Below are 25,367 nucleotides of genomic sequence, written 5' to 3' on the forward strand. Positions count from 1 at the left end.
TTTCTCAGCAAGCACGCATTAGCAACATGGCCGGAAGGCGGCAGAGTTTGGCTAAACAGCGGCAGCTTCCAGCACTAAGCTTGTTTATAGGCCGTGGGCGAAAGGCCTGTGCTCTTTTTGAAAAACCTACTAAAGGCGAACTGATCGATAAAATGCAGCTTCTCAGCTATCTGGTGCATTGGCAGCGTGGTCGTTTGCAACAGAGCTTTCGCTTCCAGCACTACAGCTTCGGCTATCAGGTCGCTGGCAGTTTTTCCGGTTACTTCCCGCACTATTTCCGTCAGATACTTTGGCGTGATGCAGAGCTTGTCTGCGTAAAACGCGACAGTGCGCGCCGACGCACTGTGTACCTGAATTAATTGCTTGAACTCCGTTGTCAGTCCTTGGCTCCTTGAGTGCGCTACGGGAAGCGGGACGGATTTCTGGTCGTATAAGGCGCCTACTTCATACAACAGCCCGTTGATAATATTCTTAACGATTTCCCTACGGCTTGCGTGCGGAGTGCGATATTTCTGCTGCAGAAAACGGAAGGAAGTGGCAATATTGGCGGCTTCTGGTGCTAAGAGAGGCAACACGTAGGTTATGGGGTTCAGCAAGAAACCGAGCTTTCCCACGTGGGCATTATTGGTGGTGATGAACTCGCTGGTGAAAAAGACTGAGAGTGCTTCGTAATCGTCGGAGATGTGCGTCCATTGCTTGATAATGTGGGGCGTTACCAACACCAAGCAGCCAGGGCCGACAACGTAGGTCTGTAGATTTATTTTCAGCTCGGCCGTTCCGCGCAGGCAGAGGCTGATTTTGTAGTAGTCGCTGCGGTATGGAACAGAGATGGGTGCGCCTGCTTTCCCTCCGGCATGGTACTCAGGGCAAAAAACCTCCGCAGCTGCCTCGTCATAGTAGGCAAACATGTGCAGCTGATACGTCGGAATCTGATTGTTCATGGCGCGTGGTCGGCGGGTGAGTGTAAGGTAGCTATAAGACAAGACTATCCTGCTCGCTGATTGTTCGCTTTAAGCGTTAGGCTCTACTGCTACTGCAACGCTACTTCTTGGGGCAGCTTTTCCCGGACCTTGTATTCTTCCAGGTCGAGCAGGGCTAAGTACTTACGAATAACTTCTTCGTCGAAATCTGCTCGGTGGTTCATGTTATGCAGCAGGTCGCGTTGCTGATTCAGCAGTTTCAGATAGCTGTGCTGAAAGTGTTGCAGCGCTTCTTCTCGAGTATGACCTCCTTCTTCCAACTGCTGCACCAGAAAGCGTTCATCAAGTTGCAAGCGCATGCGCAGGTTATGCAAATAGTCGTTTTGGGCAGTGTCTGGTCCGTGGTTTTCTTCCAAGTAGCGGAGGGCGAGCTGAGCAAGCTTTTTCTGGATCAGCAGTTCTTGACGCTCTTCCGGGATGGTAGTGTATTTGTCGTCTAGATTTAATTTGCGAATCAGCCAAGGCAGCGTCAAGCCCTGAAATACCAGCGTCACCAGAATGACCACGAAGGTGATGAACAAGATCAGGTCGCGGTACGGAAAAGACTGTCCTTGCGGCGTAAGCAGCGGAATAGATAACGCCGCGGCCAGCGACACCACGCCACGCATGCCGGCCCAACCAGTGATAATTGGCAGTTTCCAGCCCGGATTGGCATCAGCTACGGTGATGAAGCGACTAGCAAACCGGGTAAACAGTGCTGCGCCAAACGCACAGAGCAGCCGGGTAACGATAAGAACCAACGAAATAAGCAGACCATACCCAATAGCCCGGCCGAGGGTGATGTTGCCGAGTTGCTGCGTGATGGATGGCAATTGCAGCCCAATGAGCAGGAAAATGAAGCCGTTGAAGATGAAGCTTAATACCGTCCACACGTTCACGCTCTCGATGCGACTCCGATAGGTGAGCATGGTATTGCGCTTGCTCGATAGCAGCAACCCGCCACTCACTACGGCCAGCACCCCAGAATAATGAAAGTGCTCGGCCGCGTAATACATGCTGTAAGGCGTCACTAGGGTCAGGGCTACGTCGATACTCGGAGTAGTGGGCAGCCACCGGTGAATGGTGTAGAACACGAAGCCCAACGCCACGCCAATCACCGTACCCAATACAATCACCAAGAAGAAACTCGTGGCGGCTTGACTGAACACGAATTGCCCGGTAAGCACGGCCGCCAGCGCAAACCGAAATACAATCAGCGAGGATGCATCGTTGAGCAAACTCTCGCCCTCAATTACGCTTACCAGCACCTTCGGCACTTTCACTTGCCGCATGACGGTGGTAGCCGAAATAGCATCGGGCGGCGAGACAATGCCACCTAGCAGAAACCCTAGCGCTAATGTGAAACCCGGAATCAGGGCCTGGGACACCACTGCCACAATGCAGGAGGTGATGATGACAATCGGAAACGCGAAGCTGGCAATAATGCGGCGCCATTTCCAAAACTCTTTCCACGACACCTGCCAAGCCGCTTCGTACAGCAACGGAGGCAGGAAAATCAGAAATACTATCTCCGGATTAATGGTCAGGTTGGTAAACAGCCCTGTGAAGCTAAGCGCCAAGCCACCTAGCACCAGCACAATTGGATAAGCCAACCGGAGCCTATTGGCCACCATGACCAACGCCAAAACAATCAATATCAGGTAAACGAATTGGAAGAAAAGCTCTTGCATACAAAGGCAGCGGAAGTGAAAGCAACGAAAGCTCGAACCTAGACCTCAACAAGGTACTTCCTCGCTTACAAATTCTGCCTACCAATCTGTCTAAGTGTCGGTGGCTTACTAGCTATTAATTTCAGTTTACTCGGCTGAACCTAGGCTTAGCTTGCTCTACATAGTTGCAGAAAATCTTCTCTTTTTCGCGTCTATTGACTGAAGCAGATGCCTTGCATTAATCGGTTGCCCTTGGCGGCTTGCTTGTTCGCGGTTGTGCGCGCTGGAATACGTTAACTTTATAACTACACTTTATAGTCTTAGTCCTACTGTTCGGCTTAATCTGATTGTTTGAGCTTGCCCACTCTCGCTCACCCTATTATACTTCTGCATGCCCCACCCGCTACCCTCCCCGCCTACCAATTCTTTCACTGTGCACGCCGAATCACTAACTGGCAGGGGCAACATGGCGGAACTAGTGCAAGCCAAGGATTGGGCGGAAACGCCGTTAGGCCCACGCGAGCTGTGGCCACAAAGCCTGCGCACGACGGTGAGTTTGTGTTTGGCGTCCAACGTTCCCATCAGCATTGCTTGGGGCCCCGGGCGAGTGCAGATTTACAATGATGGGTACCGGTTGCTCTGCGGCGACAGGCACCCCGCCTCATTAGGTCAGGATTATAAAGAGTGTTGGGCCGCGGCTTGGGACGTGTTAGGTGAGGCTTTCGAGCAAGCTTCGAACGGCCAAACCCGCACTCTAGAAAACCAGCGCGTGTTCCTGGAACGCACTAGCTACTTAGAAGAGACATTTTTCACGTTTTCCTTCAGCCCCATCCTCGACGAGTTGGGGAATGTGAGAGGGGTATTTCAACTCGTTACCGAACTGACGCGGCAAACCCTAGCCGAGCGCCGTCACAACATTCTGCGTACTATTGCCGAGCGAAGCGGTACCCAAACCGAACGGGAAACGGTGATCTTGCTGTTGGAAACCCTGCGCGAATTCAGCCTGGATTTGCCTTTCGTGTTGCTCTATTCGCTAGCAGCCGGGGCCGAGCAGGCAGAACTAAAGGGACACGTTGGACTCGCCGGCGCGTCGGCGCTAACGCCCTCCGCCCTACCCTTAACCCCACTAGCAGACGCCAGCTGGCCCTTAGCAGACGCAGCCCGCACAGGCAAAGCTCAGCGGGTCGAAGAATTGGCAACCAAATTCGGCGCCTTCACGAGCGGCCCTTATCCCGAATCGCCTCATTCGGCGCTGGTTTATCCTATTTATTTGACTAGCACAGCGCAGCCCGCCTATTTCCTGGTAACAGGCGTTAGCGCCCGCCGCATCCTCGATTCAGAGTACGTCCTCTTCTACGATCTGCTAGCCAGTGCCGCTACTGCTATGCTGGCCAAAGCCCGCTCCTATGATAAATCCAGCCTTGCGCAGACTTTAGGGCAGGAAATAGTGGAACTACACAGCAGTGCGATGCTAGTTGATAACGCCTTTAGGCAGGATACTACCTTCAGCACGCGCTTATCTATTGGCACTGGGCACGTACCAACTATACCCGTACCAACAACGGCACTTGCACCTTCTTGGTCCAACCAGACAGCAGCCTCTATCGAAGAACCGCAGCAGTTCGTAGACAGTGACCAGCTCTACCGAATGCTGATTGAAGAAGCCCCGATTGCAACGGCCTTGTACCTGGGTCCTGAAATCCGCATTCAATATGCTAATCCCTTCATGCTAGCGCTTTGGGGCAAAGACGCTTCCGTGCAAGGCAAAACCATTCGGGATGTTTTATCGGAACCACAGGAACAGTCGTTCCCGGCTTTGCTCGAGCAAGTGTACGCCACTGGAGATGCTTATGTGGGGCTCCGGAAACAAGCCACGCTGCTAGCAGAGGGCCAGTTGAAAACAGCGTATTTCAACATTACTTGCAAACCCTTATGCAACGAAGCCGGTGAGGTGTACGGCATCCATCACACGGCCATCGACGTGACGGATGAGGCTCAGAGCCAGCAACAACTCGCGGACGAAAAGGAGCGGGCCCGTCTGGCCATTGAAGTAGGTGGTTTGGGCGTGTTTGAGTCCAACCTCGCCACACAAGAACTAATAGCCGATCAGCGGTTCAACGAAATTTTCGGCTTCAATGGTCCCCAAACCCCCGACCGTTATGTATCGGTTTTCCATCCTGAAGACTTAACCAAACGGGCACAGGCTCTGGAGCAGGGCCTGCGAACTGGTTTGTTTGAGTACGAAGCACGCTTTATCCACGTAGTTACCAAGCAGGTGCGCTGGGTAAAAATTGGGGGCCGCATCTACCGCGACGCAGTAGGCCAGCCGGCAACCGTGTTGGGCGTGGCCCAGGATACCACTGAACAGAAAAGCTACACCGCCGCGCTCCATGAAAGCGAGCAGCGCTTCCGCATTCTGGCCGATGCCGCGCCCAATCAGGTATGGGCCGTGAACCCCGATTCGACCATCCGCTACATCAACCGGGCCTTTCTCGACTTTGTAGGCGTCGATCAGGAGCAGTACTTGGCTACCGGCTGGGGCTTGTACTTGCCTCCCGAAGAGCTAGAAAACGCTCAGCAAACCCTAACTGAGGCCATCAGCACGCGCAAACCGTACCGACTAGAGCACCGCATGCGCCGCCACGACGGGCAGTACCGCTGGCTGCTGGCCCAGGGCGCACCTAGCTACTACCCCAATGGCGAGTTGTATGGCTACGTGGGCTCGGCCATCGACATCACCGAACTGAAAGAAGCCAACCAGCAGCTAGTACGCACCAACACCGACCTGGACAATTTCATTTACACCGCTTCGCACGACCTCAAAGCGCCTATCTCCAACATTGAGGGGTTACTTTCCACTCTGGCTGAGGAGCTGCCTACCGAGCAACGGACTGACGAAGTAAGCTTCATCTTGGACCTGATGCAGGGCGCGGTGGAACGCTTCAAGCGTACCATCGAGCACCTCACCGACATCAGCAAGCTACAGCAAGAGCATACCTTGGTCACGACAGAAGTTAATCTGGCTGAAATTGTTGAGGACGTGCGCCTAGACCTAGCCCCGCTGCTGCAAAACACCGGCACCCAACTGGACATCAAAGTAGAGGAATGCTCGGATGTTCGCTTTTCGGCTAAGAATCTGCGCTCAGTGGTGTACAACTTGCTCAGCAACGCCGTCAAGTATCATTCCCCGGCGCGGGCACCGTGGGTGCAGATCCACTGTGTCGCCACCCCAGAGCATCACGTGTTAACCGTCACCGACAACGGGCAGGGTATTGAAGCCCGGCAGCTGGGCCAGCTGTTTACTATGTTTCAACGCTTCCACACGCACGTGGAAGGCTCGGGGTTGGCTTGTACATGGTAAAAAAGATGGTGGAAAACGCCGGCGGCCGCATTATAGTGGAGAGCCAGGTGAATGTAGGCTCCACCTTCACCGTATATTTTCCCCGTTAAGGAAATAGGCATTCGGAAGTACAGCCTCGACCCACTGGTGCTCTTAGCGTCCTTGGCATTAGCATAACGAGCATCTCCGTGGCCATTGGTTTCATTACGCAACCGGCAGGCGCGCACGCAACCTAACCATCATCTGGCTCAGAGTCTCGTTCACAGTTTTAATACCGAAAACAGTTCTCCGGTTTGGGCTACTGAGCAGTACGCCGATGAGTCACAGAACCTTGGCGCTCGACTAGAAATTTTAAGCAAGCGCGCATTCATTCATCAGGCTGGCAGTCAACCGGTAATGCTTGAATATAAAGCCGCTAAACTGTTGTTCATAAAGGTATAAAGAGCCTGCATTTTACGTATATTTAAGATAGGTATCCTGCTTCTATCGAATAGTGTCGAACTATGATTTCGACAGTGAATTAGCAGGAAAGTGTTGACGAAGACCTAGCCGCAAAATGCAGTGGCGGATCTCCAGCAGTGGCTGGTTGCTATATACGAACAGTCTGATTGGGGCTGCGCCTCGTGGCGGCCTTCCCTGACGAGTGATGCATTATCCGGTCTGGTCATTACGCCTATGAAAACAACGCTAACCTATCAATTTATTTACTTGTTGCATTTTCTTATCTGGGCCATAAAGCGCCAAGTGGCGCCTGTGGTACTGGCTTTGGTTTGCCTGCCAGTGCTACTTTCCGGGGGCGTTGCCGTTGCCGAATCGCCTGATGCGCAAGTGATACGGCTGCTCCGACAGCAGCCACTCGACACCTTACGTCCGGCAACAACCCAAGAAGCTCAAGTAGCGTTGTTTTATTGGCGTAACCATTACGCACCAGTTTGGACGCGAACAGAAGGACCTACACCGGAAGCATGGGAAGGCTTGCGCTTGCTGCAATGTGCTTCCCAATTTGGTTTGGAGCCTAATGACTACCAAGTAACGCGTTTGCAGGGTCTTCTGGACTCGCTGGCACAAGCCCTCGGGCACGTTGTATCCTTGCGCGTTCGGACCGAGCAGCACTTCACCGCGGCTCTGCTTGGCTTTGCTCGCCACTTGCGCGACGGCCGCATTACCAACCTCGATTTGCGCCCAGTCAAACTCACCGATGCTCTTGCACTTGATGCCGTTGGCCATCTACTGCAAGCAGTGCGCAGCGGACAGTTTGCTACGCAATTGCTAAGCGCCCAACCCACCTCGCGCAGCTATATCCGATTGCGCTGGGCCTGGCAGCGCCTGTTGCGCACCGATAGTGCCGCGGCTCAGCGAATGGCGTTGCAGGTAGCACTCAACTTGGAACGTCTGCGTTGGGAGCCTCCCACCGACTCCTTGTACCTAGTAGTCAATATACCGGCGTTCAGCTTGCAAGTCATTCGTGGGGCGCACGTAGTAGCCACGCACCGCGTGATTGTGGGCAAGGTCAGTATGCCAACCCCGGAACTGTTCAGCGCGATAACGTACTTTCAAGCTGCTCCCGAATGGCGAGTTCCCCAAAGCATTGCCATCAATGAGATGCTGCCCGGGCTACAGCGAAATCCGGGCTACTTAGATCAACATGGGTACCAACTATTTTCTGCCACAGGCCAGCGCGTCAATGCGTACCGAGTGAAGTGGAAACAAGTACAGCCGGAAACATTTACCTACAAAATACGACAATCTCCTTCGGCACGTAATGCGCTCGGGCACATCGTGTTTCGCTTTACTAGTCCTCACGCTATCTACTTGCACGATACGCCCGCAAAAGCAGTCTTCCGCGCCAGCAACCGTGCGTTAAGCCACGGCTGCATCCGCGTGGAGAATCCCTTATTGTTGGCGCGTTTCCTACTTCAACGCGACGATACTAGCCGGGCCGCGGGCCGCATGCAGGAATTAGAAGCTAGTATCAACCGAGGCCGAACCAAGGTTTTCTCGCTGCAAGCCCCGGTGCCCTTGTTCGTCCGTTATCTTACTTGTGAAGCCGATGGCAGCCAGCTTCGTCAATTACCCGACGTGTACAACCGAGACCAAGCACTCGCCCAGGCTTGGCAAGCTCAGTCCAAAACTAACTTGCCTGATCTCGCTGCCGGGCAGTAAGTCGCTCAACCGTATTGTACAAAAGCGAGACCGGGCTTAGTTGATTTGTTTGCTAGCATGAGCTACAGGAAATTACAGCACGTAGCCGTAGCGACGAATGCATGGTTTCCAAAACTCAGGATTGTACTGGATCCAGGCGTGCACGCCGAAGGGCAAGGTGCTGTTATCTTGGTTGGAGAAGGGTAGCTTGTCTTCTTCCCAGTTGTTGTAATCGGCTCCGAAACGCTCGGCCACTCCGTTAGGGGAATGCTGAAGGAAGATTCGAGTTTGGGGAAATGTAGCGAGACGAACAGGTCGTCGAGAAAGATGCGGTTACGCTTCTTGTTGAGCCAAAGAAAGAAGTTGATGTAGCACCTGTACTTGGAGGTGATGCGGTAAAAGGTGCTTGTCTTCTTCAGGCAGAAGCCGCCGGCTCCCACATAGCTTGGGCTGTTATAGCCAATAAGACCGCGAAATAAGGTTTTAGGCCGAATGTAGCCTTCATTATAAATAACGGCCCCGATGTAGTCGTGGCCGAGGGCGCACCACTCTTCTAACTCGTCGCGGAAGACGAACGCATCGAGATGGCAAATCAGCATATAGTCGTAGGCCAAGAAGCGCTGGTAAAAGACCGGGGCAATCATAAGCTCCGCAAAAGCTTGCCAGCCCCGCCACTCAAACCGCTCAAAGAAAACTTGCGCTTTGCCTTCACAGTAGTTTTCGTACCACGTGGTATCAAGCCAAGTGGGGGTCATAAACGTGATGTGGTACTTGTGAAGGACTGCCAACGTCTGCGCCAGGGAAATCTTTTCCAGTTCCGATGGCTCTTCCTTGTGAATAGGAATAACAACCGTTACCAGATGAGGTGACGGTTGCTCGGCTACCGCGTGAGGGAAAACACCGGTTTCGCTCGGGCGAGTACCATCGTCGTCTGCCGGAATAACAGCTTCCAAATTGCTAGAAATTAAAGGAGAAAAGTGTGGTAGAGAGGAATGAAGAGCAGCAGTTAAACTAAACCAAAAGAATACTCTAAGAGATTAATTTTATAAATATAAAGGATAAAGTAGAACATTTCGAGCACAGCATTCAATCAAGGTGCCTTGTGTCGCTACATATAGATCTTTTGCCAAAAAGGTTTCAGCGTTTTTTATGAATTGCGTTGTAGAGGCTTTTACCAGGAAGATTAAACTATAAGCCTATATAACAAGGTGCTATTCCGCTTGGAACTGAGGTGCTTCAGTCAAAGTCACCTAGGTATGATGGTTTTTCGATAGTTGAGTTTAATTGAGTGTGTGCCTGAAGTGCAAGCACACCTATAAAATTAGATAGAGTTATATGATAGAAGCGTGAAGTATAGGTCACTAATTGTCGAGGCAAGAGTATATACCGAACGGCAGCCGGCGGGTAGTTAATGGTTAACGTATCCTAATGCGCCGTGCCAGTTGCCACATTCAGTCTAATCACTAGTCCGGACTCAAATGAAATGGTTGTTAGCCACTCCATCTTGTAATTGAAACCAGCTAACCCTTTTTAGTTACTAGTGCCAGAACACTGAATGACTGCCGAAGACAACAGGCTGATCTTCGCATAAAATTTAGCTCTTTTCATTGTTTTTTATCTATAAGCCGAGGGCTAGACTCTTTGGCGCTCTTCACTTTCTAGAGCCTTAAAAGCCGACTAATGCGTGTGCTGTAAGTGTACAAAAGCACGTCGTAAGGGCAACTGAGCGGTTTTTCAACCTTTGCATTTTCGCTTGAAAGCTGAATATATTCATCGGCTTCGGCACCGATTCCTTCTGCATTTACGCGTTGCTGTCGACCAAATTTTGGCCTGAACAAAGAATGCTTAGCCAAGACTTGGCTACATGTGGCAACGCAAAATTGCCGCTCCGCCGCTCTTGGTACTTCCCTGAATCACCCGCCCCAACCTGTTGGTGGCTTGCTCTTTTTTCCAACCAATTCCCACCCTTATGAAACAATACTTGTACACCTGTACCCACTTGTCAGCGAATAGAAGCAAGTTCTTCTTGCTACTTGCACTGGTTGTTACCACCGTAGTACCTGCTCGCGCCCAGCAGCAATTGGTGTGGGAAGAAAACTTCGACGGCTCAACCATCAATCCCAGCACCTGGACCTACGACCTGGGCGATGGTTGCGCCCAAGGCGTGTGCGGCTGGGGCAATAGTGAACTGGAATTCTACACGAATCGCTCTGAAAATGCCCGCATCAACAACGGCAACCTTGTTATCGAGGCCCGGCGTGAAGACTATCAGGGTAAGCCGTTCACCTCAGCGCGTCTCAAAACGCTAGGGCGGGTGCAGTTTAAGTACGGCACGCTGGAAGCGCGAATCAAAGTACCTGACCTGAAAAACGGCCTGTGGCCCGCCTTCTGGCTGCTGGGTGCTACCGGCACCTGGCCCGCCAGCGGAGAAACCGACATTATGGAAATGGGTTCGGCCGAAGCAGTTGCTGCCAATCTAACCAATCAACGCGTGGGTGGCGCCACGCACTGGCAAAATGCGGGTTCTCATGCTTCCTACAGCACTAGCTACACTAGCCCAACGGACCTGACCACGGACTACCACGTCTACAAAATGACGTGGGACAGCCAATCCATCCGCATGTTCATCGACGGCACCCAATACTACGCCATTGATATTTCTAAGGGCGCGGCAGGAGATTTAGAAGAATTTCACAAGGCCCAATATATCCTACTCAACTTGGCCGTTGGGGGACAATACACGGGGATTTACGCGGCTAGCGGCATCACGGCGCCTCTGCCCGGACAGATGCTGGTTGACTACGTCCGGCTCTACCAAAGCCCTGGCGACGAGCTGTACCTGGGCAGCAACAACACCATTGCCGGCAACTTTGGCATTTACACCGAGAACCCAGCCATCACCAATAAGCTGGCGTACGGACAGGATGCCAACCTCTACATCTGGAACAACTTAACTAACATCACCTCCCCTACCCCAGTACCGTTCGAAGGCTCAGAAGTATTGGCATTGCGCGCAGCAGCCGGCAACTGGTTCGGCTTGGGGGTTGACAATCAAATCAAGAACTTATCTGCTTTCAACAATGGCTCGTTGAAGTTCCACTTCAAAACCTCTTATACCGGGCAGTTTAAAGTAGGGCTTAAATCGGGAGCCGGGGAAAGCTGGGTGGAGTTTGCGACCGGCACTTCCCGCTACGGTTTGGTACGCGACGGCGAATGGCACGAAGTGGTGATTCCGCTGTCGGCCTTTAATAACGGCGACCTTACGTCTGTAAACCAAACGTTTATGTTTGCCGGCGACGTAGCCAGTTCCACCGCTGACTTCTACTTCGACAATATTTATTACAGCGGTGGGGTAGCTTCCAATCCGGCACCGACAGTCAGTTTGACTGCACCCGCCAATGAGGCACTGATCACAACGCCGGCCAACATCACACTCACGGCCAACGCCGCCGACGCCAACGGCTCCGTAACCAAGGTGGAGTTCTATAACGGCTTTACCTTGCTTGGCACGGCCACAACAGCGCCTTATAGTTTCGCTTGGAACAATGTAGCTCCTGGCGTTTACACGCTGACGGCCAAAGCCACTGATAACGAGGGAGTCGTGACTACTTCCGCGCCCGCCACAGTGTTTGTAGCAGCACCCAACAATGTGGCTCCTAACATAAGTTTGACCTCGCCCACTGCTAGCGGCAGCTTTACCACGCCGGCTACGCTTACGCTGCAAGCAACTGCTTCCGACGCCGACGGCTCCATCTATAAAGTGGAGTTTTATAACGGTTCGACGCTGCTTGGCACCGATTTGACGGCACCCTACTCCTACACCTGGAGCGGCGTTACGACTGGCACTTACACGCTGACTGCCAAGGCCATTGACAATGCCAAGGCCACTACAACCTCGGCTCCCGTGACCGTAACGGTGAAAGACAACACTATTGCCGGTCCCAACTTCGGCGTCTATACCGATAACGCGCAGATTACTAGCAAGCTGGTTTACGGGCAAGACGCGAATCTGTACCTCTGGAACAACCTTGCTCCCATTACCGCTCCGGTGCTTACTCCCTACGAAGGCTCGGAGGTGCTGGCTTTGCGTGCGACAGCCGGTAACTGGTTCGGCTTCGGCATCGACAACGACGTGAAGAACTTAGTTGCTTTCAACAAAGGCACGCTGAAGTTTCACTTCAAAACCTCCTACGCAGGCCAGTTCAAAGTTGGCATCAAGACGGGCAATGGGGAAAGTTGGGTGGAATTTGCGGCGGGCGCAACGCAATATGGCTTGGTTCGGGATGGGCAATGGCACGAAGTGGTAATTCCACTGTCGGCGTTCAACAACGGCGACCTAGCCACGCTGGATCAAGCCTTTATGTTTGCTGGCGACGTAGCGAGCACCACCGCTGATTTCTACTTCGACAACATCTACTACAACGCTCAGCCCGTTACGCTACCACCCGTTACGTATTGCGGCACAGTCACCAATGGCGATTACAGCTATGCGGCTGCCACGGCGGGTAGCAGTGTTGCATTCACGTTTCACCCGCTTGGCAGCGTAGTGGGAGGCAACTTGGCTATTCTCTACGTGGGCAATTCGGGCTACGCAATGACGAAAAACGCGGCTGGTGATTTCACCTATACGCTCCCCAATCAAAGTAATGGCACAAACCTGAGCTTCTACTTCACGTACCAAGTAGGTGCCAACGGCACGGAACGAAATTCCTCGGCCACGCCTCACAGCTACACCGTCGGTAGGACCTGCACCGATACGCCTGCCAACACCGCGCCGACGGTTAGCCTCACCTCTCCTGCAGCCTCCGCAACGTTTGCGGCACCGGCTACCATTACTCTGACTGCCAGCGCCGCCGATTCAGATGGCAGCATCAGCAAAGTAGAGTTCTACAACGGAGCCACACTACTCGGTTCTGCTGCCGCGGCGCCGTATAGCTTTACGTGGAGCAATGCGCCTGCCGGCACGTATTCACTCACCGCCAAAGCCACCGACAACCTTGGCTTGACTACCACCTCAGTCGCTGTTTCAGTGACGGTAACCGGCTCTACGCCAGGCGGCGACACAGGCAGCTATTGTGGCACCGTGGCTAATGGTGACTACAGCTGGAAGGCCGTAACCACGGGCACCAACGTAGCCATTACGTTCCATCCGTTGGGCACGGTGGCCGGGGGCAACCTCGCTATTTTCTACGCCAACACCGCGGGCTACGGCATGACGAAAAATAGCGCCGGTGATTTCACGTACACGCTTTCAAACCAAGTTAGTGGCGCCAAAATCAGCATCTATTTCACTTATCAAGTGGGTTTGAATGGGCCGGAACGCAATTCCTCGGCTACGCCGCATAGCTACACCGTCGGCGAAGCCTGCGGCGTGGCAGCCAATGTTCCTCCCACCGTCAGCCTGACTTCGCCAACAACAGGAACTAGCCTCGCTGCGCCTGGCACGATTACGCTCACGGCATCGGCTGCTGATACCGATGGCACGATCAGCAAAGTGGAATTTTTCAACGGTACTACGCTGCTCGGTACGGTTACTGCAGCCCCGTACAGCTTCACTTGGAGCAACGTAGCCCTAGGTGCTTACTCGCTCACGGCCAAAGCCACCGACAATGGTGGGCTCACAACGACATCGGCTGCCGTGGCCGTAACGGTGCAGGCTTCGGTCGCGGTGCTGCACCAGGATGCGGACCGTCAGACTACCAACAATACCCTCAAGCCTAATTTGCAGCTGCGCAATGAAAGCTCGTCCGCCATTCCGTATCAGCAGCTGACGGTACGTTACTGGCTCACGGTCGAGGACTACGCACCCGTACAAGCGGTAATCGACTGGGCACAACTTGGAACCAGCAGCATGCAGGCGCGCTACGTGCAACTAGCTGATCCCCGCCAAGGAGCTTTCGGCTACGTGGAATACACTTTTTCGGCCGGCGCCGGCAGCTTGGCGGCGGGTAGCACCTCGGGGCCTATCCAGTCGCGCATCTACAAGCAGACGCAGACCAGCTTCGATGAAGCGAATGACTATTCCTATGCTGCCAATAGCGGATACTTGAAAAACGAGCGCATCACAGTGTACCGCAACGGGGTGCTGATTGGGGGCACCGAGCCAACGCCCGTGGCTGCTGATCGGCGCCTGCAGGTATGGACGGAAAACCGGGAGCGGAATGCCAACAGCAACACGATCAATACCACGCTACAGCTGCGCAACGTGGGTAATCAGCCGGTAGCGTACCAAGACCTAACCGTGCGGTACTGGTTTAGTCCCGAAGGAACGCAGGCCATGAAGGCTTTTGTGGATTACGCGCAGCTCGGCAGCAACAACGTGAGTGTCACGTTCGGCCAAGCCGGCACCCAGTCCTACGCCGAGTTGCACTTCGCGCCCGCTTCAGGCAACCTAGCCCCTTTGAGCAGCACCGGCAACGTGCAATTCCGTTTAGCAAAAGCAGATTGGTTGGCTTTCAATCAAGCAAACGACTTCTCTTACCGGGTAGCAGGTGCCCTAGCTGAAAACGACCACGTGACGGTTTATGTGCAAGGCCAGCGCGTGTATGGCCAGGAACCCGCAGGGGCCAATGCTAGCAAAGGAACGCAGACCGCCTCCGTGCTAGCTGCACACTACAAAGCGGCCGAGCTAAGCCAAACGATAAGAAGCTACCCCAATCCATTCACGGGCAGTACCACCCTGGAGTTCACGCTGGCAAGTTCGGAAGCGTACCAACTGGCGATTTATGATCTGAACGGCCGTCTTGTTCAGCACTTGAAAGCCGGCCAAGCAGTGGCTGGGCAGCCAGTGCAAGCGCAATGGCAGGCTACTACCGTTGCACCCGGCCTCTACATAGCCCGCCTCACGACGGCTACGGGCGTGCGTTATATCAAACTCGTTCTGCAGTAATTCCGCGGCCGGAACCTGCCCTACACTTTTCAGCCTGCTTGCAGACCGAAAGAGAAGAAGACGGAAGCCTAACCAGTTTCTGCTACTCTGTATGGGGTGGCAGAAATTGGTTAGGCTTCCGCCTTCTATGGCTGAATGCAAGACCCTTTATTTAGGAGAGCATGCATCGAGCGCACGACATTCTCCTTAGGCGGCCACTCGAATTCTGCTTACGAGGGTACCACCTGCTCGACATGCAACACGCCGGGCAGTTCAACGCGAGGGGGCAAAGTACCAGTGCGGGCAAAATCCATCCACAAACGGCGTACGTGCTGCCCCGCTGCGTGGACGTCTTCCCACGGAGCATGACCCAGCAACGGCGTAGCTTCCCAACGGGCGGGCTGGCCAAGCAGCAGCGGCAAATCGATGGTGTGGGCAGCTCCGAACTGGCTGCCGGCCGGCTGATACACCACCAAAAAGTGATAGGCCCGACCACCGGCTTGCGCGTGCCGTCGGGCAAACACCTTGGCCGGGTTCAGGTATATTTTGTCTGAACTTATCTTGGTCAGCAGCCTAGAAAACCGCAGCCCCAACAACGGAACGCGGGGTATCCAGTTGAATTTAGGGTCAATAACAGCGAAGAAGCGAGTTTCTTCCGCCGTTGCGCCTACAAGTACGTCCACACTTGGGGCCACTGCTTCCCATGCTCGCTCTAAGTCCGCCTCGGCGGGCAACGGATAGGCGCCGTATTGCGTGCCGAACGGCATGCCCCCTTTCAAGCCAAACTTACGCGCCGCTTTCTGCACGGTGTTTTCGCGGGCCAGTACCTCGTTGATGGAGGCGTCGGGTTGGAATACGCCTGCTGCTGCCACCATAGCCCGGTTCATAGCCTGGCGGTTGGGTGCTAAGCCCAGCGGCGCACTATGCAAGATCACGCGTTGAAACAGTCCCTTGGCCCCATCCGACACCATCAGGTGCGCAATAGCGTCGGCCCCAGCAGACTGACCAAATAGGGTGACAAGGGAAGCATCGCCCCCGAAGGCGGCAATGTTGCGCTGCACCCAGCGCAGGGCTTCCAACAAGTCCAGCAATCCTAAATTTGGTTGTACGCCCCCTTGCTGCCGAGAAATCCTAGCAGACCGAGCCGGTAGGTTACCGCCACAAACACCACCCGTTGCTCGGATACCAGCGCTGCGGGGTCGTAAATGGGCAAGTCGCCGGCACCGCTCACGTACGAGCCCCCGTGCACCCACACAACAACTGGCAGGTGTTCGCCTAGGCTGCGCTCGGCCGGCAGCGTCAACGAAAGCCGAAGGCAATCTTCGGTGAACGTCAGCTCTTCAAATAAGTCACCCAGCACTTGGTCCAACCTCGGGTCGGCTACTTGCGGACAGGCTGGGGCGGGCGCAGTTGCAAGAATAGGCTCTGCGGCTGATGGTTCGGCAACCGGCGGTTGAAACCGGGCTGCTCGCGCGTACCGAATACCAGTGGCGCGAATCAAGTCACCGTCACGCCGCCCAATGATGGTGCCTGCGGGGGTATGGAACTGAGGAGAAGAAGTGGAAAGCATTAAAAGCAAGCTGATGACTCGAGACACGAACACCTAGAGCCTATGGAAGGGCCCAAGCTTGTCGGCATACGTGTAGCATCAGCGAATAGCTTACAACGGGTATTGCTTACACCATATGCGCTATCTAGTACCGCTTAGAAATTCTCTTCATTCTTTAACCTCCGTACTAGTCTCAACAACTCAGCAGGCCATGCTTATCTGATGCGTGGGAAAGTAGCCTATACAGAATACCCACCTGTTTGGTCCCTCAAGCTCATTTAGCTAGGCTCCTTCATTTCGCCTGAGAGAAACCAATACTTATGTTTTGATTATTAGCGTATTAGTCAGTTTTTCACTTAAAGTTTTCTAATTGCAAACAACGCTACTGAGCACGAACATTACCCTCGAATCCACTGATGCTCTCGGTAACGCGCGAGGGTATAACTGGTCTGTTAACTGCACTCATGCCTATCTCCCATTTCAACTTTCGGGATTTGTCTTTCGAGCAGCAACTCGTGTTGGTGTGGGCAGAGGGCACGTACCTAACTCAGCGTTGGGAGGAAACGGATGCAGTGGCCCTCTACCTTATGGAAGGAGGATTTTTCTGCGAGTTGTATTTAGAGCAAATCCACTATTCAGTGCAGCGTGTGCGACATTTCCCAACCAGCGATTCAGCCCGATTGGCAGAGTATGCCCGCTATATCCGGCTAGATGATCTGCCGGACACATGAATCCATTTTCGTGGCCCGATAGCTACCATTAGCAGCTCACCGAAGCGCCTGTTTGCCTAGGTTTTTTAGAATCGTAGTGTCACTTATTGCTCACAGGTGCCCGTGATAGAAACTAATTACTGATAGCCAAAGAATTATAGGCACTCTCTACTGACTGAGTTAGACGTTTTCTCCACAAGTAATATGAAGCCAGCAACACAACTAGAAAAAGCCCGGGCGCCAAGACCACACCCAGCGAAGCACCCGAAAAAGCCCATGATGCGGAAGCACCTACTAAGTCAATAACAAAGCCGGCATAGGCCCATTCCTTGAGTGTGCGCCCCACTGGCAGCACCAAGGCGCCGGCGCCAAGAATTTTGGCAACGCCTAAAATAGTGCCTAAATACATAGGGTACCCTAACTGGTGCATAGCGGCCTGGTTGTCGGGAGTCGACTGCATGCCCATGATGCCGGAAGACAGCATGGCTGCCGCGAATAGTACTGTTGATCCCCAGTACAGGATGTTCGTTATTTTAGAGCTCATAACAAAGGGGCTTAAGAGTGACAGAATAAGGTCTTGAGGCCGGCTATAAGCTAATAACCATAGCTGCCTTTTGCCAACCTCGTTAGCAAATATAGTGGCAAACGGATGGCTGTTTTAAGGGGGTATTGCGCCGATTTACAGGGGCAATTACGACAAGCCCTCCACTCAAGCAGCAAGGCTACTTGAATGGAGGGCGTACTGCGTGAACTAGCGTGCTATCTTCTGTGCACCGTTCCTTCATTTTGCTTTCAAGCGTCTATCTCGGTGGAAAAGGCAATGTCTTGCTGAGCATCGAGGGCGGCAAGCCGCTCCAGCAGCGCCGCGCGAATCTGAGCGTAGGCCGCGCGACCTAGGGTAAGCCGCCGGGGCGCAGGGCTGCGTTCCACGGAAGCCAACATAGCCTCGACCATTTTGTCGGGGTCGCCGGACACCACGAACGTGCCATCCGCCAGTCCCCGCCGTACTTCTCCGGCTGGGGTATTGTCATACACTGCCATAGGAGGCGGGCTAACTAGGCCAGCACCAAAGTTGGTTTTGGCTGGACCAGGCTCTACAATGGTAAACTCAATTTGGAACGGAGCCACTTCTTGCGCCACTGCTTCCACGAAGCCCTCGATTCCCCATTTGGTGGTATGGTAGTAGCTGAAATTAGGATAGGTGATCTGGCCTCCTTCAGACGAAATTTGTAGAATACGTCCTCCACCCTGCGCCCGCAAATGCGGCAGCACTGCCCGAATCACGTGGATAGAGCCAAGCAAGTTGGTGTCTAGCTGCTGGCGAATCTGCTCGTCGCTGGCTTCTTCGGCCGCCCCAAACAGCGCATAGGCCGCGTTGTTGACAATCACATCGAGGCGCCCGAGTTCAGTGAAGGCTCGGTCTATTACCTGCCGAACAGCCGACGCATCGGTCACGTCGAGCGTGGCCACCCACAGGCGGTTTCCATATTGCGCTTTCAGATCATCGAGGGCAGCAGACTTGCGTAGGGTTGCGGCTACCCGGTCACCGCGCAACAAAAGTTTTTCGGTTAAGAGCCGGCCGAAGCCGGAAGACGTACCGGTGATGAACCATGTTTGCATAACGAAAGAAAAAGGTGTCAGCAAAACTAGTTGAGCACACGCGGGGCGTACTGCTGCCATTCGAACCAATGCTGTTGTCAATCAAACCTGCCGCAGTTGCGAAGGTGTAAGGCCGGTGTGTTTGCGGAAAAACTGGGTGAAATAGGTTGGTTCCTCGAAGCCCAGGCAGTCACTTATGTAGCTGATCGGCCAATCGGTGTGGTGTAGCAGAGCCCGGGCCTCCTGCACCAGCCGCTCGGCTAGCAGTTGTGAGGTAGTCTTGCCGGTCACCGCTTTAAGTGTCCGGTTTAGATAATTGACGTGCACGGCTAGTTGGTCGGCATAGGCTTGAGCGGTACGCAGTTCCAGCCGCTGAGAAGGCGAAAAGAAAGGAAACTGGCGGGCCAGTAAGTCCTGAAATGCGGCTGCCAGCCGAGTAGCAGCTGAAGCGCCGCGGGGCTCCACTGGAGGGGCTAGTTTCAGTGCTTCGTGAGTACAGGTCATCACGTAGTGAAAGAGCAGCTCATATTTGTGCGGATAGGTGGAGTCCTGCTCAGCTAGCATTTTACCGAATAGGTCGGCGAAGGGAGCTACTTGCGCCGCCGTCAAGTAAAAGAACGGTTCAGGCGACTGGAAAAGAGCCAGCGCCGCCGACCCAACCGGAGTGTGGGCGGGCAGAAAATCGGCGGTAAACAAACAGCAGTATCCCTGGCATGGACTGTTGATTTCCCAGCGGTAAGGCAGTTGCGTATCAGTGAAAACCAGTGCGTGTTGCCCTAAGGTTAGCTGCCGTTGCTGATCGGCGTAGTGGTAAATAGAGTCGCCCGTCGTGAGCACTATTTTGTAGAAATCTTTCCGGCTGTATGCGGCAGATGGCGCAGGGTCGGCGCAGAAATCTTCCAACCTGTACACAGTAAAATGGCCACCGCCCCGCAAGCTGCCCGGCGGGCGCAATGCCACCTTATCAGTATAGAAATCGGCTACGGTTTGAGTTTGAATCATGGCGCGAAGTGAAGATAAGTAGCAGGTAGTTCACTAAAAGTAAGCGCCCTTGCAAGACCACAGAACAGGTTAGCAGCCTTACACCTAGCAGCGAAAGCACCACCAAATCATGAAGTAGCACTATGCAACAGGGAACGCGCTGTATAACCAGTAGCACACTGCCTTTGATTTTCAATTTCTAACTACCCGGCTTGTTAAAGGCAGCCAAACCAACATTCGACTTAGTAGGAGTTGGCGTAGAGGTTTTCGTTGTAGATTGTTGCCCCTGCTTGTTTCAACACCTATGACCAACTTTTTCCGTGCCTTCCTGGTGCTGGCTTTATCAGCACCCTTTGCTTCCTCAGCTCAGCAACTGCCAGCCCTTACCGCGCAAGATTATGCTCGGGCGGAGCGCTTCATGAGCTATAATACCCAACTGCTGGTAGACCACAGCATCGAACAGCCCAACTGGCTTGCCAACGACCGATTTTGGTACCGAGTGCAAACTGCGCAAGGCAGCGAGTTTCTACTCGTTGACCCGGCCCGCAAAACCAAAACGCCCGCCTTCGACCATTCCCGGCTGGCTGCCGCACTATCGGCAGCCAGTGGCAAAAGCTACTCGGCCACAAAGCTGCCGTTTCGCACGTTCGTTTTTTCAGAAAATGAACAACAGATTCAGTTCTCGGCGGCCGGGAAAAGCTGGGCGTATGACCGTCGTAGTGGCCAGTGCCGCCCTGTTGCCAATGCGGCCCCAGATTCTGAAACTAGCTCGAACGAGGTCAACGAAATTGTTTCACCCGATGGCCGGCTAGCGGCATACATTCACAACTACAACCTGTGGGTGCGCGATACTAAAACCAACCAGCAAACTCCTCTTACCACCGATGGCGTCAAGGACTTCGGCTATGCCACCGATAACGCCGGCTGGACCACGAGCGACCGGCCTATCTTGCTTTGGTCGCCAGACTCGCGCAAAATTGCCACCTTCAAGCAAGATCAGCGCGCGGTAAGCGACATGTACTTGGTCACCACCAACGTCGGCAAGCCAACCCTTAAGTCGTGGAAATATCCGCTGGCTGGCGACAAGAACATCATCACCATTGAGCGAGTAATCGTGGAAGTGAATCCGGCTAAAGTCGTGCGCCTCCAAATGGCTCCTGATCCGCGCCGAGGTACGCTCTGCGACGATATCAACTGTGGTGGCACCGGTTTCGACGATGTAGACTGGAGCCCTGATGGCAATCAGCTGGCGTTTGTTTCCACCTCGCGCGACCATAAGCAAGAGAAATTTCGGGTGGCGGATGCTACTACTGGTAATATCCGCGAAGTATTCGGCGAAACTGTTGCCACGCAGTATGAGTCGGGTCAGGGTGCTATTAACTGGCGTTACCTCCCCGAAGCAAGGAAGTTATCTGGTATTCCGAGCGCGATAACTGGGGGCACCTTTATCTCTACGACGCTACTACCGGCAAGCTTAAGCAACAGATTACCAAGGGCAATTGGGTGGTGACGCAACTGGTGCATGTCGATGAGAAGCGGCGGCAACTGTATTTTTTGGCCGGCGGCCGCGAATCAGGTAATCCTTACTTCAGCTATCTCTACCGCATTGGGTTTGATGGAAAAGGCCTTACACTGCTCACGCCAGAAGCCGGCGACCACCAGCTTAGTTTTTCGCCTTCGGGCCGTTATTTCCTCGACAACTATTCGCAGCCCAATGTGCCGCCCGTTAGTGTACTGCGGACGCTGGATGGCAAGCTAGTTGCCTCGTTAGAGAAGACAGATGTTTCGCGCCTAACGGCCACCGGCTGGGAAGCTCCCACCCCCATCACGGTTAAAGCCCAGGACGGGCAGACTGACCTCTACGGGCTCATGTTCACGCCCACAACCCTTAATCCAACCCGCAAGTACCCGGTTATCAACTACATCTACCCTGGTCCGCAGGGCGGTGGCGTAGGCAGCTGGTCGTTCCGGTCAGCGCGGAGCGACCATCAGGCGCTGGCCGAACTTGGGTTTGTAGTGGTAGTCATAGAAGGCAGTTGCAACCCACTGCGCTCTAAGAGTTTTCACGATGCCTGCTACGGCAACATGGCGGAAAACACTTTGGGCGACCAAATGGCTGGGATGCGGCAGCTCGCCCGACGCTTTCCTTATATCGACCTCAACCGGGCCGGTATCTGGGGGCACTCGGGTGGCGGCTTTGCGGCCGCAGCCGCCATGTTCCGCTACCCCGATTTCTTTAAAGTGGGCATCTCTGAATCGGGAAACCACGACAGCCGCAACTACGAAGACGACTGGGGTGAGCGATACATCGGATTGCTAACGCCCCAAGCCGACGGCACGTCTAATTACGACAGCCAGGCCAATGCACCCCTAGCCAAAAACCTGAAAGGCAAGCTTATGTTAGCGCATGGCCTAATGGACAACAACGTGCCGCCTTACAATACTATGTTAGTGGTCGAGGCCCTCATCAAAGCCAATAAGAGCTTTGATTTGGTGGTACTGCCCAATGCTGTGCACGGTTATGGTCCCTATTCGCCCTACATGACCCGCCGCCGCTGGGACTACTTTGTGCGTCACTTAGCAGGCGTCGAGCCGCCCCAGGACTACGAGATGGCTCTGCCCAACCCGCCCAATGAGTAGCTACTAAACAGAGGTAGCCACTAGACAGAGTAAATGCGAGAGAGGCGAGGACTTAGTCGGTAAAACCGCGAAGTCCTTGCCTCTCTCGCATTTACTCTGTTCGGGGTAGTATAGCAAAGCTAGTATGCCAAGGAGCTAATGGGTCATACATCACGACTAGCCAGCGTGCTAGGTTTAATCACGTTTGACCACTGCCTCAATTCCCAAGCGGTTTTTTTCCAGTTCGAAGCCTTGGGAAAGATACACGCGGTCCAAGTAGTCTTCAAACGATTCACTGGTCTGGCCGCGCTTCACTGCTACGTCATAGCCAGCCCGAACGTCCGCCATAAAGTAAATTATCGGCTCGACTTTCTTTTCTCGGGCACCCGCACGGCTTGGCGTTTTTGCAGGCGCACCAAGTATTCTGGCAGTTTGTAGTCGTTCTTTATAGCGTCCACTACGTAGCCAGCCAGAGTGGCTATTTTGCCGGCTTCCTTGCGCTTTTTTAGTTCGCTGATAACAAACAGAACATAGTCAGGATCAAAATGCCCAAGCTCAATACGCTGCCCAATAGCCAGAATGCTGGCTTCACTGATTTCAATAGCTCGTAGCGCTTCCATCCACTTGGGAGTTTCGGCCCCTCCCGGCTCAGGCAAGCTATTCTTACCTTTCAGCTTGGTGAATACAAACCGAATTTCCTGTACACCATTCATGCCCGCCAGCGTCCGTTCCTCGAATTCAAAAGCTAGGTTGGTTTGGGCCAGTTCCCGCTGAGCGACCTTTAAAACCCGGATCCGGAACATCGAGAACTTTGGGTAGTCTTCTTCCAAGCCGAGCAAGGACTTAAGCTCTTCCACACCGAAGGTTCGCTCGCCGTACTCTCCGCGCTGCTTGAGCAACCAGTAAATGCGAAACGAATGCGAGGACTTCAGCTTGAGTAGCTGGATCAGCTCTACCTGGGTGAAATTGCCTTCGTTGAGTTGCAGTAAATGGTCGCGCACGTAATCGTTGAAGCGAACCTTCAGAGCGCAGTGGTCGCTGCTGTAGCTGGCGTACGCCATGAGCGGGATTTTCTCGAAGTCGCCCATGTCGTCGTCTCCTCCCCGGCGCTTACGGCGGCGTGGCGGCAAAGTGGTTCGGATGGTCAGCTTTTTCGAAGTGATCTTGTCGCACATGCGCTCGAGTTGGTCGTAGTCATTACGCGAAGGGCGGCGGCCTGAAAGCGCAATGATTTCTCGCACGGGGATAAGCACTTCATGAAACTCGGTGTCCTCACGGCGGATGCGCGAAAGCATAGCCATGAATAGTCGCATTTCTAGGGTCGTAAACCCAAAGCGCGCATTAACTAAGTCGTTGCGCTGTACTAGCAGCTTACTTGGGGTGGGAGTATCAGGAAATAAATTGCCTTGCATCGGGGGTGCTGTTTGACGAGTCTAAAGTCAACAATTAAACACCGGGAAACAAGTGACTGAATATGTTCCCTTTTTATGTCCTTCTCTCCCTATTCGTGCTTTTTGTTCCCCGTTCGTGCTTTTTGTTCCGCCTTATTCGTGCTTTCTGTTCCCGGCATTCGTGCTTTTTGTTCCGAAAAGTAAGTTTGCTTCGTGCTTTTTGTTCCCTTGCTTCGTGCTTTTTGTTCCGAAAACACCCACCAAAAATCTTATTATCAGATAGTTACAGCGCCTATAATAGGTAATAATAGGTTAAACAATAAAAGGAACAACCGGTTAGGGGTTGCTTTTTTGTTGATTTCAATGAAAAAGTAGAGTTAGTAGCGAGAATCGCGTGATCTGGAATTACTGTAATAAAAGTGTTTGGGAGACTTCTTCGTGCTTTTTGTTCCAGCACTTGCAGCGAAACCGCACTCTGGGAACAAAAAGCACGAACTGCTATAAGCATACAGTAGTGTCAGGGAACAAAAAGCACGAATACGCTGGGGTGACTAAGCTGGAGGCCAGGGAACAAAAAGCACGAATAGCTATCATTATTCTGATTGAACCTGAAGGAACAAAAAGCACGAACTTCACTTCCTCATAGTGCAAATTATACTTTACCTAATGCATGTATACCTACATATCTTCGCAGAATAAGTCAAACGGTCAAAGGGTTTTGCAGCACATAGCTTAGCTAGCCCTGTTCCATGAACTATGCTCCGTTTACAAGCATGGGTGCATTAAACAATTAAATGAGCCTCTCCCCTACCCTCTTATCCACACAAGTTTGTGACGTCAATTGCAGACTAAGCCATAATCTAATTCTGAGTCAAACGGTGATACTGCTAGTGAATCACTTACTTCAAAATAAGCTATAGCTGCACACGCGTAGCGGCTAAAAATTTTGAGTGGCCAAAATTGTTGTGAGTATCTGTCTGTCTGGATATGGTTTGTAAACTGTTCAGCTAGCAATCCGCATTACTTTTAATCGTAGGCAGCAAGCTTCTTCTGAGCAAAGAGATCTGCAAATTATGCTTATAAAAGTAGGATGGGTCGGTGCAAATAATTTACATTAAGGTGCGAATTAAAACCTAGTTATAAATTTTGTAATGGGTGATAGAATAGGTTTATATATAGGTGTAATTCGTAACCTAAATATGATCTGCTTTATTAGTTTTATATGTGTACTCATATCTATAAATGCACCTGAATATAGGTGTAAAATTGCGCTTATCTTTGCCTACGCATATTTTAAATATAGGTGCAATTGCAAGTGTGTAAATAAACCTGTAACTGCACCTGTATACTACCTATTAGGGTTTAGTTTTACACCTACTTTCATACTTAAGAACTCACCCTTGATATAGTGCACAATTACACCTATAATTGCACCTAAATAAACAATACATTTTACACCTAATAGTAAGTATGGTTTTATACGTAGTTGAATGTTATTTATTAGGTTAATTAAAAGGTGTGTACATAAACCTATTTTTA

11 protein-coding genes and 3 pseudogenes are annotated in these 25,367 nt (G+C 52.8%); 5 read left to right on the top strand and 9 right to left on the bottom strand.

The window, feature by feature from the left end; all coding sequences use genetic code 11:
* Positions 1 to 74 precede the first annotated feature (74 nt).
* On the bottom strand, positions 75 to 941 hold the full coding sequence (locus MUN86_RS30415) for an AraC family transcriptional regulator (RefSeq protein WP_245127666.1): 867 nt from the start codon (positions 939 to 941) through the stop codon (positions 75 to 77).
* An 89-nt stretch (positions 942 to 1,030) separates the two neighbouring features.
* Positions 1,031 to 2,650, bottom strand: coding sequence for a Na+/H+ antiporter (locus MUN86_RS30420; protein ID WP_245127667.1), 1,620 nt, complete (start codon positions 2,648 to 2,650; stop codon positions 1,031 to 1,033).
* A gap of 1,627 nt (positions 2,651 to 4,277) precedes the next feature.
* Between MUN86_RS30420 and MUN86_RS30425 the strand changes: the two are divergent.
* Positions 4,278 to 6,079: pseudogene (locus tag MUN86_RS30425) on the top strand (PAS domain-containing sensor histidine kinase).
* A gap of 565 nt (positions 6,080 to 6,644) precedes the next feature.
* The gene (locus MUN86_RS30430; protein WP_245127668.1) at positions 6,645 to 8,132 is read left to right on the top strand and encodes a L,D-transpeptidase family protein; all 1,488 of its coding nucleotides are present in this window, start codon (positions 6,645 to 6,647) and stop codon (positions 8,130 to 8,132) included.
* A gap of 62 nt (positions 8,133 to 8,194) precedes the next feature.
* Here the strand turns inward: MUN86_RS30430 and MUN86_RS30435 are convergent, their stop codons facing one another.
* The gene (locus MUN86_RS30435) at positions 8,195 to 9,064 is read right to left on the bottom strand and encodes a DUF5672 family protein (RefSeq protein ID WP_245127669.1); all 870 of its coding nucleotides are present in this window, start codon (positions 9,062 to 9,064) and stop codon (positions 8,195 to 8,197) included.
* 1,016 nt (positions 9,065 to 10,080) lie between these two features.
* On the opposite strand from MUN86_RS30435, the gene MUN86_RS30440 reads away from it, so the two are divergent.
* Positions 10,081 to 15,000 carry a cellulose binding domain-containing protein gene (locus MUN86_RS30440; RefSeq protein ID WP_245127670.1) on the top strand — a complete coding sequence of 1,640 codons (4,920 nt, stop codon included), beginning with the start codon at positions 10,081 to 10,083 and terminating at the stop codon, positions 14,998 to 15,000.
* A gap of 209 nt (positions 15,001 to 15,209) precedes the next feature.
* Here MUN86_RS30440 and MUN86_RS30445 read toward each other — a convergent pair.
* Positions 15,210 to 16,549 (bottom strand): annotated as a pseudogene (locus tag MUN86_RS30445) (carboxylesterase family protein).
* A gap of 443 nt (positions 16,550 to 16,992) precedes the next feature.
* On the opposite strand from MUN86_RS30445, the gene MUN86_RS30450 reads away from it, so the two are divergent.
* On the top strand, positions 16,993 to 17,259 hold the full coding sequence (locus tag MUN86_RS30450; protein ID WP_245127671.1) for a hypothetical protein: 267 nt from the start codon (positions 16,993 to 16,995) through the stop codon (positions 17,257 to 17,259).
* A gap of 112 nt (positions 17,260 to 17,371) precedes the next feature.
* Here MUN86_RS30450 and MUN86_RS30455 read toward each other — a convergent pair whose 3' ends face one another.
* The 3 genes from MUN86_RS30455 to MUN86_RS30465 form a co-directional block, all read right to left on the bottom strand.
* Positions 17,372 to 17,782 carry a DoxX family protein gene (locus MUN86_RS30455; protein ID WP_245127672.1) on the bottom strand — a complete coding sequence of 137 codons (411 nt, stop codon included), beginning with the start codon at positions 17,780 to 17,782 and terminating at the stop codon, positions 17,372 to 17,374.
* 248 nt (positions 17,783 to 18,030) lie between these two features.
* The gene (locus MUN86_RS30460) at positions 18,031 to 18,858 is read right to left on the bottom strand and encodes an SDR family oxidoreductase (protein ID WP_245127673.1); all 828 of its coding nucleotides are present in this window, start codon (positions 18,856 to 18,858) and stop codon (positions 18,031 to 18,033) included.
* A gap of 81 nt (positions 18,859 to 18,939) precedes the next feature.
* The gene (locus MUN86_RS30465; protein WP_245127674.1) at positions 18,940 to 19,839 is read right to left on the bottom strand and encodes a helix-turn-helix domain-containing protein; all 900 of its coding nucleotides are present in this window, start codon (positions 19,837 to 19,839) and stop codon (positions 18,940 to 18,942) included.
* 283 nt (positions 19,840 to 20,122) lie between these two features.
* On the opposite strand from MUN86_RS30465, the pseudogene MUN86_RS31550 reads away from it, so the two are divergent.
* Positions 20,123 to 22,458 (top strand): annotated as a pseudogene (locus MUN86_RS31550) (S9 family peptidase).
* A gap of 174 nt (positions 22,459 to 22,632) precedes the next feature.
* Here the strand turns inward: MUN86_RS31550 and MUN86_RS30480 are convergent.
* Together MUN86_RS30480 and MUN86_RS30485 are read right to left on the bottom strand one after the other, a co-directional pair.
* Entirely contained in the window at positions 22,633 to 22,785 is a 153-nt protein-coding gene (locus tag MUN86_RS30480; RefSeq protein ID WP_245127675.1) for a hypothetical protein, read from the bottom strand.
* Between the two features lie 8 nt (positions 22,786 to 22,793).
* Positions 22,794 to 23,849, bottom strand: coding sequence for a replication initiation protein (locus MUN86_RS30485; RefSeq protein WP_245127676.1), 1,056 nt, complete (start codon positions 23,847 to 23,849; stop codon positions 22,794 to 22,796).
* Positions 23,850 to 25,367 lie beyond the last annotated feature (1,518 nt).

It is taken from the genome of Hymenobacter volaticus (assembly GCF_022921055.1).
Lineage (GTDB): Bacteria > Bacteroidota > Bacteroidia > Cytophagales > Hymenobacteraceae > Hymenobacter > Hymenobacter volaticus.